Source organism: Turicibacter sp. H121 (genome assembly GCF_001543345.1).
Lineage (GTDB): Bacteria > Bacillota_I > Bacilli_A > MOL361 > Turicibacteraceae > Turicibacter > Turicibacter bilis.
Genome location: NZ_CP013476.1, coordinates 1,113,085 through 1,125,000 on the forward strand (window position 1 = coordinate 1,113,085; position 11,916 = coordinate 1,125,000).

Below are 11,916 nucleotides of genomic sequence, written 5' to 3' on the forward strand. Positions count from 1 at the left end.
AAATAAAAATACTTTTTAAGGAGGATTCATCTCTATGACAAAACCTCGTGTACTCGTAGTCGATGATGAACGTGAAATTAGAGAAGCCATCCGTATTTATCTTCGCGGGGAAGATATTGAAACTATTATGGCTACTAACGGTCAAGAAGCTGTCGATTTAATGAAGCAACAAGACATTCATCTAATTCTAATGGACGTGATGATGCCAGGCATAGATGGAATAGTTGCCACAAGTCTCATCAGAGAATTCTCAAATGTTCCCATCATCATGCTCACTGCTAAGTCAGAAGACACTGATAAAATCATGGGACTTTCGCTTGGAGCAGATGACTATATTACCAAACCCTTTAATCCAATGGAATTAGTTGCACGTGTTAAAAGCCAACTTCGTCGCTATTTACAACTCGGTTCGCAAACTGTTACTTCAAGTACTAATCAAGATATCCTTGAAGTTAATGGCCTACGTATCAACACTGCAACAAAGCAAGTCTTTGTAGATGGAAAAGAAGTTCGTCTGACACCAACAGAATTCAAAATTCTTAGTCTTCTCATGCGTAATAAAGGCCGTGTTTTCTCTATCAGTGATATCTATGAAAACGTCTGGGATGAACCCGGATATAACGCAGAAAATACCGTTGCCGTTCATATCCGAAAAATTCGTGAAAAAATTGAAATTAACCCCCGTGATCCTAGATATCTTAAAGTTGTTTGGGGAATCGGCTATAAAATTGAAGCTTAGATTTACCCAATTATATAATATTCATACTAAGGGGATACTTATATTTAATTATTCCGAATTACATCAACTAAATCACCGTTATAATTTAAATCACCAATCTTCAAATGCTACGACATCCCACAACTAGCATTACTGATCGAATCAACAAATGACCGTGTCAAAACTGGAATGGTTAAGTTATTACAATCAATACAACATACAATTAGTTATAACCAACACCCAACTGAAGCAAAAAATGAACCACAATCTAATTGGACAACAAGGTATCGTGTTGACATCAACTTAGTACTATTAGTGCCGCCACAAACAAAAGAGTTTGAAAAAAATTATAAAGAGCAATATCATCAATTCAAAAAAGCAATCAAGGAATATGAAAAGTTACATAAAATTGATAGTAAAGAACCATTAATCTAATCTGATATAGACCATAGCAATCGTGCTGTGGTTTTTTCTTAGTATTAAGAATTTCTTAAGAAATCAACTATGTAATTTTTAAGATATAGATGTTACTCTTACAATAGAATTAATAAAATAATGGAGTTGAACTTATGAAAAATAAAGAGGACATGAATCAATCTAGAGTCCCAGAACCTCTAAAAAAAAGCTGGATTAAATTCTTACTTTCTTGTTTTATCTTCTTACTATCCTTTAATTACATCACTGATCAACTAAGATTTGGTCAAATATTCCCACTTAATTATTTTCAATCAGATCAATATGCTATACAAATAGTACAATTTCTAGATTCGTTTTACATAACGCAAATCGAATTACAAAAACTTCAAATCCCATTAGAAGAGATTGAGGTGACTAAACAAGAGATTCTTGATGCAAAATTTGATAGCTATCAATATGAACAATACCTTTATGATGACAATACTGGTGAACACTATTCGATTAACACCTTAACGGATGAGCAAATCAGAGATATGATTCAATATGATAAATATCAACAATATCAATCTGAAATCTATCACTATAAAAATACATACTATGACCAACAAGATGCTTTTTATTATGATATAACTGATAGTAATGGAAATCATTATACTAATGTAGTCTTAGAAGAAAAAGACTATCTAAATATTATCGAAATTCCCTATAAAGGAAAAAATGTTTCGAATTTTAGTATTGTTAATAGTAGTGCTCGTGATAAAGGAATTAGCGGAACACTCTACCTCCCTAAATATCCAATGGGAGAATCAACAATCCAAGATGCATTTATTCAAAATATAACAACTAAAGTTATTTGGATTGGAGCAATTCTTGCAGCAATTATCCTTGTCATTCCTATCTATCGTAATTTTAAAAAAATTAAAGACACACAACTTAATATTCCACCCCAATATAAGTGGATTGAAGATAAATACTTGGACTTACCTATTGAATTCAAAGGTCTAATCTTCCTAGTAACAGTGTACATATTACAAAATATGAACCTAACTACATACTATCGATACTATGAAAATCTTTTATCTTATGGATTCCAATTAATTCTACAAGTTATTATCCTATTATCTATTTTATACTTCTTCTTTTTACAACTTAAAGGAATTATACATCGAATAAAAAATCCACAGTTATTCAAACAAGAATGGTATAAAGGATTTTACATGAGTAATATTGATGATTGGAGCAAACTGCCTATTTATCGTAATACATTTATACGAATCACTGTCTATTCATGTATTATTGGGATATGGGGAATAATCTGGGGATTTTGTTTCCATGACTATGGGGCGTTCCTAGTTATTACGTTTATTAGTGTAATACTCGCACTCATTCTTTTATCTATCATTAAAAAACGCACTAAAGCAATTCAGGTAATTGCTGATACTTTATCTAAAATGGCAAATAACGAAATAACATCTGAAATCTATGTTAAAGGAAATGGTCTTATTGCTAATATTGCTAAAGATGTGAATGCCGTTCGTGAAGGATTTGCAATCTCAAATCAAAAACAATCAAATAGTGAAAGATTGAAAACAGAATTAATTACAAACGTTTCGACCTTGTCAAGTTAAGTGTGTAAACTAATTTTTAAAAATTATAGATAGGGTGTTAAACGATCTGGGTATAAGATTAATAATTGATTTAATATTTGACTCCAATTTGAAAGTTGACGTCGCCACTTCTTAGTAACTTCCATGGTTTGAAGATAGATTAATTTCATCACCGATGTTTCATTTGGAAAAGCTCCTTTTCCTTTTAGAACTTTTCTTAATTGGCTATTGTAGCTTTCAATGGCGTTTGTCGTATAAATCATTTTTCGAATTTCTTTAGGAAAATTAAAGAGTTGATAAACTTCTTCGATGTTATTTTCCCACACTCTAACGGCTAAAGGTACCAGGGGACTCCATTTATTTTTAAAGGTCTCAAAGGCTTGTTCTGCTACTGATCGATTAATCGCTTGATAGATTTGTTTTAAATCATAACAGAATGATTTTCTATCTTGATAAGAAACAAATTTCGTTGATTGTCGGATTAAATGAACTAAACAACGTTGAACGAGGGCATGAGGAAAAACAGCTTGAATGGCCTGTTTAAAGCCACTTAAACCATCCACACAGGCAATACAAATATCTTGCACTCCACGAGCCTTTAATTCATCTAATAAACTCATCCAATAAGAGGCACTTTCTGCTTCTCCGATAGAGAGGCTTAAAACATCTTTGCGACCATCTAAAGACACACCTATGATACAGTAAACTGCTTTGTTTGAGGCACTCATTCCATCACGCACTTTGACATGAAGCGCATCTAAATAAATGATAGGATAAACAGGCTCTAAAGGCCGTTGTTGCCAATCTTGAATCAGTGGAATCACTTTATCAGTTACAGCAGAGATCGTTTCATGTGACGTTTCAAAGCCATAAATCTCTGCTAATGTTTTAGAAATATCACGCGTTGATAAACCTTTAGCATAAAGCGATAGAATCTTTTCTTCAATTCCGATGACATTGGTTTGACGTTTAGGCACGATTTGAGGTTCAAATGAACCTTGCCGATCTCTGGGAGTCTGAATCGTTGTTTCACCAAGACGCGTTTGAATGGTTTTAGATTGACGTCCATTTCGTGCATTTGAAGTTGATTTATTACGAAAATCATATCGGCTATATCCTAGATGTTGATCTAATTCAGCTTCTAATGCTTGTTCAATAAAGCCTCCAAACATGTCTAATAAAGCAGCTTCAATATCGCTAGCAGATTTAATGTTGTATTCATCTTGGAGGAGATTAAATAATTGGTTCATCGTAGCTTTTCTTGTCATAAACAATAAACTCCTTTGAAATAGTCAACTTATTATGGTAACTGTTTTAAGAGTTTACACACTTTATCTTACAACCTCAACGTTTCTCACGATCTTAGAACACCTCTAACTAGTGTTTTAAACTATGTCGACTTAGCTAAAAGAAGTGACATCACAGAAGAAGAACGACAAGAATACTTACAAATCATTGATAATAAATCGAAACGATTAAAAGTATTAATCGATGACTTATTTGAAGCTAGCAAAATGGCTAGTGGAGCTGTTGAATTAAATAAAGAACAAGTCGATTTAGTTGCCTTAATGTATCAAGCACTAGCAGAATATGAAGATCGATTTGAAGATCAAAAATTAATTGTTAGAACAAAAACTTCTAATCAACACATGTATGCCTATTGTGATGGAAGAAAAATGTACCGTGTATTTGAAAACCTATTTAGTAATGTAATCAAATACGCACAACCCGCAACACGAGTATACTTAGAAATGACTTATGAAGGTTCTGAAATTATCATAACATTAAAAAATATATCGAACTATGAATTAGGATTCGACGTATCTGAACTAGCTGAACGCTTCAAACGAGGAGATAGTTCTCGCCATACAGAAGGTTCAGGACTCGGACTATCCATTGTAAAATCAATTTTAGAATTACACGGAGCAGCATTTGAATTATCACAAGATGGTGATTTATTCAAAGTTATTATCAAAATAAATACACTGTAAAATAGAGAGTTTCTAACACCCTCAATACCTCTCCATCTATTAATTCAACTTATAAAAAAACTCCAATCAACTGATTGGAGTTTTATAATATACAAAAAGATAAGATATAAAATTAGTTTTGTAAAAATAGACTTATAAAGATAAAAAAAGCACTCAAAGAGTGCGACTATTCGAATTGGAGCGGGTGAAGAGAATCGAACTCTCACAGTCAGCTTGGAAGGCTGAAGTTCTACCATTAAACTACACCCGCATATAGGTTTGGCCCAGCGACGTCCTACTCTCGCACTTGCGTACTACCCTCGGCGCTAAGGAGCTTAACTTCTGTGTTCGGTATGGGAACAGGTGTGCCCTCCTTGCCATCATCACTAGACCATTGAAAGATGTTGTTAATCTTCCAAAACTAGATATCTTCTTCAGTTTCTTTGGTTAAGTCCTCGATCGATTAGTATCAGTCCGCTCCATGTGTCACCACACTTCCACTCCTGACCTATCAACCTCGTCGTCTTCAAGGGATCTTACTTCTTTCGAATGGGAAATCTCATCTTGAGGGGGGCTTCACGCTTAGATGCTTTCAGCGTTTATCCCGTCCACACGTAGCTACCCAGCTATGCTCCTGGCAGAACAACTGGTACACCAGCGGTGTGTCCATCCCGGTCCTCTCGTACTAAGGACAGCTCCTCTCAAATTTCCTACGCCCACGACGGATAGGGACCGAACTGTCTCACGACGTTCTGAACCCAGCTCGCGTACCGCTTTAATGGGCGAACAGCCCAACCCTTGGGACCGACTACAGCCCCAGGATGCGATGAGCCGACATCGAGGTGCCAAACCTCCCCGTCGATGTGAACTCTTGGGGGAGATCAGCCTGTTATCCCCGGGGTAGCTTTTATCCGTTGAGCGACGGCCCTTCCATTCGGTACCGCCGGATCACTAAGCCCGACTTTCGTCCCTGCTCGACTTGTAGGTCTCGCAGTCAAGCTCCCTTCTGCCTTTACACTCTTCGAATGATTTCCAACCATTCTGAGGGAACCTTTGGGCGCCTCCGTTACTCTTTGGGAGGCGACCGCCCCAGTCAAACTGCCCACCTGACACTGTTCCCTGACCCGATAAGGGCCACGGGTTAGAACCCCAGTGACACAAGGGTAGTATCCCAACAGCGACTCCACCAAGACTGGCGTCCTGGTTTCTTCGTCTCCTACCTATCCTGTACATGTGCCACCAGTGCTCAATATCAAGCTACAGTAAAGCTCCACGGGGTCTTTCCGTCCTGTCGCGGGTAACCTGCATCTTCACAGGTACTATGATTTCACCGAGTCTCTTGTTGAGACAGCGCCCAGATCGTTACGCCTTTCGTGCGGGTCGGAACTTACCCGACAAGGAATTTCGCTACCTTAGGACCGTTATAGTTACGGCCGCCGTTTACTGGGGCTTCAATTCAAAGCTTCGCTTGCGCTAACCTCTCCTCTTAACCTTCCAGCACCGGGCAGGCGTCAGCCCCTATACATCACCTTGCGGTTTAGCAGAGACCTGTGTTTTTGATAAACAGTCGCCTGGGCCTATTCACTGCGGCTTGCTTTCACAAGCACCCCTTCTCCCGAAGTTACGGGGTCATTTTGCCGAGTTCCTTAACAAGAGTTCTCTCGCTCATCTTAGGATTCTCTCCTCGCCTACCTGTGTCGGTTATCGGTACGGGCACTTATTAAATTAACCCTAGAAGCTTTTCTTGGAAGCGTGACGTCAGTTGACTTCGCCATTCGGCTTCGGCATCACAGCTCAATGTTATGCCATGCGGATTTGCCTACATGACCACCTCACTGCTTACACGTGAATCCAATCACACGCTCAACTTAGCCTTCTCCGTCACTCCATCAGTTTAATAAGTGGTACAGGAATATCAACCTGTTGTCCATCGGCTACGCCTTTCGGCCTCACCTTAGGTCCCGACTTACCCAGGGCGGACGAGCCTTCCCCTGGAAACCTTAGGCTTTCGATGGATAGGATTCTCACCTATCTTTCGCTACTCACACCGGCATTCTCACTTCTAACCGCTCCACAGCTCCTTCCGGTACTGCTTCACCGCTGTTAGAACGCTCTCCTACCACTGACTCTAAAGTCAATCCGCAGCTTCGGCGGTCCGTTTAGCCCCGGTACATTTTCGGCGCAGAGTCACTCGACTAGTGAGCTATTACGCACTCTTTAAAGGATGGCTGCTTCTAAGCCAACCTCCTAGTTGTCTGTGCATCTCCACATCCTTTTCCACTTAACGGACACTTGGGGGCCTTAGCTGGCGGTCTGGGCTCTTTCCCTTTTGACCATGGACCTTATCACCCACAGTCTGACTCCCGATTATATCTATCTGGCATTCGGAGTTTGATTGAGATCAGTACCCCGAGGTGGGGCCATCACCCATTCAGTGCTCTACCTCCAGTAGACTTAACATCGAGGCTAGCCCTAAAGCTATTTCGGAGAGAACCAGCTATATCCGTGTTCGATTGGAATTTCACCCCTAGCCACAAGTCATCCAAGCACTTTTCAACGTGCCCTGGTTCGGCCCTCCAGTCAGTGTTACCTGACCTTCAGCCTGCTCATAGCTAGCTCACACGGTTTCGGGTCTACAACATCGTACTCTTCGCCCTATTCAGACTCGCTTTCGCTACGGCTCCGCATCTTCTGCTTAACCTCGCACGATATCGTAACTCGCCGGTTCATTCTACAAAAGGCACGCCATCACCCATTAACGGGCTCTGACTATTTGTAGGCACACGGTTTCAGGTTCTCTTTCACTCCCCTTCCGGGGTTCTTTTCACCTTTCCCTCACGGTACTGGTTCACTATCGGTCACTAGGTAGTATTTAGCCTTACGAGATGGTCCTCGTTGATTCCGACGGGATTCCACGTGTCCCGCCGTACTCAGGATTCCTTCCATGCATCTCACAATTTCACCTACGGGACTCTCACCCCCTACGGTTGGCCTTCCCAGACCATTCGGCTATCATGATTTGTCAATTATGAAGGTCCTACAACCCCGGATAAATCCGGTTTGGGCTCTTCCCACTTCGCTCGCCGCTACTACGGGAATCGATTTTTCTTTCTTTTCCTCCAGGTACTTAGATGTTTCAGTTCCCTGGGTCTGTCTCCTATATGGCTATGTATTCACCATATGGTGCTAGCGTATAACCACTAGCGGGTTTCCCCATTCGGATACCCCCGGATCAATGCTCACTTACAGCTCCCCGAGGCGTTTCGCCGTTTGTCGCGTCCTTCTTCGACTCCTAGTGCCAAGGCATCCTCCGTGCGCCCTTATTCACTTAACCTAAATCAAATCTATTGTTTGTTTCTTCTGAATGAAGATATCTAGTTTTCAAAGATCAACTTTTTTTGGTGGAGACTAGGGGGATCGAACCCCTGACCTCCTGCGTGCAAGGCAGGCGCTCTCCCAGCTGAGCTAAGTCCCCATGTATGGTGGGCCTAAATGGACTCGAACCATCGACCTCACGCTTATCAGGCGTGCGCTCTAACCAGCTGAGCTATAGGCCCATACATGTTTTTTATATGGAAGAAATTCTTCCAAAACTAAACAGAACGTCTCTTTCTCCATAGAAAGGAGGTGATCCATCCCCACCTTCCGGTAGGGATACCTTGTTACGACTTCACCCCAATCATCTACCCCACCTTAGGCAGCTCCCTCCTTGCGGTTAGGCCACTGACTTCGGGTGTTGTAAACTCTCGTGGTGTGACGGGCGGTGTGTACAAGACCCGGGAACGTATTCACCGCGACATTCTGATTCGCGATTACTAGCGATTCCAACTTCATGTAGGCGAGTTGCAGCCTACAATCCGAACTGAGATTGGCTTTATGAGGTTTGCTCCACGTCACCGCTTCGCTTCTCTTTGTACCAACCATTGTAGCACGTGTGTAGCCCAGGTCATAAGGGGCATGATGATTTGACGTCATCCCCACCTTCCTCCAGTTTGTCACTGGCAGTCTCGTTAGAGTCCCCAACTGAATGCTGGCAACTAACGACAGGGGTTGCGCTCGTTGCGGGACTTAACCCAACATCTCACGACACGAGCTGACGACAACCATGCACCACCTGTATCCATTGTCCCCGAAGGGAAAATCCTATCTCTAGAACGGTCAATGGTATGTCAAGACCTGGTAAGGTTCTTCGCGTTGCTTCGAATTAAACCACATGCTCCACCGCTTGTGCGGGTCCCCGTCAATTCCTTTGAGTTTCAGTCTTGCGACCGTACTCCCCAGGCGGAGTGCTTAATGCGTTAACTTCAGCACTGAGGTTCGACCCCCAACACTTAGCACTCATCGTTTACGGCGTGGACTACCAGGGTATCTAATCCTGTTTGCTCCCCACGCTTTCGCGCCTCAGTGTCAGTTACAGACCAGGAAGCCGCCTTCGCCACTGGTGTTCCTCCATATCTCTACGCATTTCACCGCTACACATGGAATTCCACTTCCCTCTTCTGCACTCAAGTCGACCAGTTTCCAATGACCCTCCACGGTTAAGCCGTGGGCTTTCACATCAGACTTAATCAACCACCTGCGCGCTCTTTACGCCCAATAATTCCGGATAACGCTCGCCACCTACGTATTACCGCGGCTGCTGGCACGTAGTTAGCCGTGGCTTTCTCATAAGGTACCGTCACACTCTAGCCATTTCCTACTAAAGTCGTTCTTCCCTTATAACAGAATTTTACAACCCGAAGGCCTTCATCATTCACGCGGCGTTGCTCGGTCAGGCTTTCGCCCATTGCCGAAGATTCCCTACTGCTGCCTCCCGTAGGAGTCTGGGCCGTGTCTCAGTCCCAGTGTGGCCGTTCACCCTCTCAGGTCGGCTACGCATCGTCGCCTTGGTAGGCCTTTACCCTACCAACTAGCTAATGCGCCGCAGGCTCATCCATCAGCGGTGCCAGAAGCACCTTTAAACTTTCGTCCTATCCGGTATTAGCGATCGTTTCCAATCGTTGTCCCCGTCTGATGGGCAGATCACCTACGTGTTACTCACCCGTTCGCCGCTCACCACCGAAGTGGTTCGCTCGACTTGCATGTATTAGGCACGCCGCCAGCGTTCATCCTGAGCCAGGATCAAACTCTCCATAATTAAATGTTTGTTTTTATCCTAAGCTTCCTTAAGAAACTTAATTCTTAAATAAATGTTTGTTGACGTTCTGTTTAGTTTTCAAAGAACTTCGTGTCACCTTGTTTTGGCGACTTTATTAGTTTATCATGTCTGTCTCTTTCTGTCAAACACTTTTTAAACTTTTTTTCGAAACTTTTTATTTCGTTTCCTTGTATCGTTCATTTCTGACGACCTTGTTATCTTACCATGATTGTCGAATACTGTCAAACACTTTTTTATTTTTTTTATCATCCTTATTTCATATTCTCACAAGGGATAAAAAAAGCACTCAAAGAGTGCGACTATTCGAATTGGAGCGGGTGAAGAGAATCGAACTCTCACAGTCAGCTTGGAAGGCTGAAGTTCTACCATTAAACTACACCCGCATATAGGTTTGGCCCAGCGACGTCCTACTCTCGCACTTGCGTACTACCCTCGGCGCTAAGGAGCTTAACTTCTGTGTTCGGTATGGGAACAGGTGTGCCCTCCTTGCCATCATCACTAGACCATTGAAAGATGTTGTTAATCTTCCAAAACTAGATATCTTCTTCAGTTTCTTTGGTTAAGTCCTCGATCGATTAGTATCAGTCCGCTCCATGTGTCACCACACTTCCACTCCTGACCTATCAACCTCGTCGTCTTCAAGGGATCTTACTTCTTTCGAATGGGAAATCTCATCTTGAGGGGGGCTTCACGCTTAGATGCTTTCAGCGTTTATCCCGTCCACACGTAGCTACCCAGCTATGCTCCTGGCAGAACAACTGGTACACCAGCGGTGTGTCCATCCCGGTCCTCTCGTACTAAGGACAGCTCCTCTCAAATTTCCTACGCCCACGACGGATAGGGACCGAACTGTCTCACGACGTTCTGAACCCAGCTCGCGTACCGCTTTAATGGGCGAACAGCCCAACCCTTGGGACCGACTACAGCCCCAGGATGCGATGAGCCGACATCGAGGTGCCAAACCTCCCCGTCGATGTGAACTCTTGGGGGAGATCAGCCTGTTATCCCCGGGGTAGCTTTTATCCGTTGAGCGACGGCCCTTCCATTCGGTACCGCCGGATCACTAAGCCCGACTTTCGTCCCTGCTCGACTTGTAGGTCTCGCAGTCAAGCTCCCTTCTGCCTTTACACTCTTCGAATGATTTCCAACCATTCTGAGGGAACCTTTGGGCGCCTCCGTTACTCTTTGGGAGGCGACCGCCCCAGTCAAACTGCCCACCTGACACTGTTCCCTGACCCGATAAGGGCCACGGGTTAGAACCCCAGTGACACAAGGGTAGTATCCCAACAGCGACTCCACCAAGACTGGCGTCCTGGTTTCTTCGTCTCCTACCTATCCTGTACATGTGCCACCAGTGCTCAATATCAAGCTACAGTAAAGCTCCACGGGGTCTTTCCGTCCTGTCGCGGGTAACCTGCATCTTCACAGGTACTATGATTTCACCGAGTCTCTTGTTGAGACAGCGCCCAGATCGTTACGCCTTTCGTGCGGGTCGGAACTTACCCGACAAGGAATTTCGCTACCTTAGGACCGTTATAGTTACGGCCGCCGTTTACTGGGGCTTCAATTCAAAGCTTCGCTTGCGCTAACCTCTCCTCTTAACCTTCCAGCACCGGGCAGGCGTCAGCCCCTATACATCACCTTGCGGTTTAGCAGAGACCTGTGTTTTTGATAAACAGTCGCCTGGGCCTATTCACTGCGGCTTGCTTTCACAAGCACCCCTTCTCCCGAAGTTACGGGGTCATTTTGCCGAGTTCCTTAACAAGAGTTCTCTCGCTCATCTTAGGATTCTCTCCTCGCCTACCTGTGTCGGTTATCGGTACGGGCACTTATTAAATTAACCCTAGAAGCTTTTCTTGGAAGCGTGACGTCAGTTGACTTCGCCATTCGGCTTCGGCATCACAGCTCAATGTTATGCCATGCGGATTTGCCTACATGACCACCTCACTGCTTACACGTGAATCCAATCACACGCTCAACTTAGCCTTCTCCGTCACTCCATCAGTTTAATAAGTGGTACAGGAATATCAACCTGTTGTCCATCGG

5 protein-coding genes, 4 tRNA genes, 5 rRNA genes and 1 pseudogene (1 of these 15 only partly in view) are annotated in these 11,916 nt (G+C 43.3%); 5 read left to right on the plus strand and 10 right to left on the minus strand.

The annotated features are described in order from the left end of the window. The first annotated feature begins 34 nt into the window (after positions 1–34). The 3 genes from AT726_RS05430 to AT726_RS05440 all read left to right on the plus strand — a co-directional run bounded on the left by AT726_RS05430 (position 35) and on the right by AT726_RS05440 (position 2,763). On the plus strand, positions 35–739 hold the full coding sequence (locus AT726_RS05430) for a response regulator transcription factor (RefSeq protein ID WP_055243938.1): 705 nt from the start codon (positions 35–37) through the stop codon (positions 737–739). A 168-nt stretch (positions 740–907) separates the two neighbouring features. Beyond that, positions 908–1,153 carry a hypothetical protein gene (locus AT726_RS05435; protein ID WP_055277049.1) on the plus strand — a complete coding sequence of 82 codons (246 nt, stop codon included), beginning with the start codon at positions 908–910 and terminating at the stop codon, positions 1,151–1,153. Positions 1,154–1,287: 134 nt separating this feature from the next. Then, complete coding sequence (locus tag AT726_RS05440) at positions 1,288–2,763, plus strand: hypothetical protein (protein WP_068759200.1); 1,476 nt, start codon at positions 1,288–1,290, stop codon at positions 2,761–2,763. 23 nt (positions 2,764–2,786) lie between these two features. Here the strand turns inward: AT726_RS05440 and AT726_RS05445 are convergent, their stop codons facing one another. Next, positions 2,787–4,010, minus strand: a complete 1,224-nt coding sequence (locus AT726_RS05445; RefSeq protein ID WP_201023081.1) for an IS256 family transposase — start codon at positions 4,008–4,010, stop codon at positions 2,787–2,789. 138 nt (positions 4,011–4,148) lie between these two features. On the opposite strand from AT726_RS05445, the pseudogene AT726_RS13155 reads away from it, so the two are divergent. Both AT726_RS13155 and AT726_RS05450 read left to right on the plus strand, forming a co-directional pair. Then, positions 4,149–4,208: pseudogene (locus tag AT726_RS13155) on the plus strand (hypothetical protein); the annotation flags it as partial. Positions 4,209–4,256: 48 nt separating this feature from the next. Continuing rightward, positions 4,257–4,733, plus strand: coding sequence for an ATP-binding protein (locus AT726_RS05450; protein WP_068759201.1), 477 nt, complete (start codon positions 4,257–4,259; stop codon positions 4,731–4,733). Positions 4,734–4,909: 176 nt separating this feature from the next. On the opposite strand, the gene AT726_RS05455 is transcribed toward AT726_RS05450, so the two are convergent. The 9 genes from AT726_RS05455 to AT726_RS05495 form a co-directional block, all read right to left on the minus strand. Continuing rightward, positions 4,910–4,983: transfer RNA gene (locus tag AT726_RS05455), tRNA-Gly, on the minus strand. An 11-nt stretch (positions 4,984–4,994) separates the two neighbouring features. Continuing rightward, positions 4,995–5,103 (minus strand): 5S ribosomal RNA (gene rrf / locus AT726_RS05460). 52 nt (positions 5,104–5,155) lie between these two features. Further along, positions 5,156–8,046: ribosomal RNA gene (locus AT726_RS05465) — 23S ribosomal RNA — on the minus strand. Between the two features lie 65 nt (positions 8,047–8,111). Next, positions 8,112–8,187: transfer RNA gene (locus tag AT726_RS05470), tRNA-Ala, on the minus strand. 5 nt (positions 8,188–8,192) lie between these two features. Beyond that, positions 8,193–8,269 (minus strand) — tRNA-Ile (locus AT726_RS05475). A gap of 63 nt (positions 8,270–8,332) precedes the next feature. Then, a 16S ribosomal RNA gene (locus AT726_RS05480) occupies positions 8,333–9,849 on the minus strand. A 330-nt stretch (positions 9,850–10,179) separates the two neighbouring features. Beyond that, positions 10,180–10,253: transfer RNA gene (locus AT726_RS05485), tRNA-Gly, on the minus strand. Positions 10,254–10,264: 11 nt separating this feature from the next. Further along, a 5S ribosomal RNA gene (gene rrf / locus AT726_RS05490) occupies positions 10,265–10,373 on the minus strand. A gap of 52 nt (positions 10,374–10,425) precedes the next feature. Continuing rightward, positions 10,426–11,916: ribosomal RNA gene (locus tag AT726_RS05495) — 23S ribosomal RNA — on the minus strand; it runs 1,400 nt beyond the window's last position. The 16S, 23S and 5S rRNA genes sit together here with 4 tRNA genes alongside, the layout of an rRNA operon.

Excerpts from the sequence above, each read along its gene's own strand:
- AT726_RS05450 (WP_068759201.1), top strand. The coding sequence starts at position 4,257 with ATGGCTAGTGGAGCTGTTGAATTAAATAAAGAACAAGTCGATTTAGTT.
- AT726_RS05440 (WP_068759200.1), top strand. The coding sequence starts at position 1,288 with ATGAAAAATAAAGAGGACATGAATCAATCTAGAGTCCCAGAACCTCTA.
- AT726_RS05435 (WP_055277049.1), top strand. The coding sequence starts at position 908 with ATGGTTAAGTTATTACAATCAATACAACATACAATTAGTTATAACCAA.
- AT726_RS05445 (WP_201023081.1), bottom strand. The coding sequence starts at position 4,010 with ATGACAAGAAAAGCTACGATGAACCAATTATTTAATCTCCTCCAAGAT.
- AT726_RS05430 (WP_055243938.1), top strand. The coding sequence starts at position 35 with ATGACAAAACCTCGTGTACTCGTAGTCGATGATGAACGTGAAATTAGA.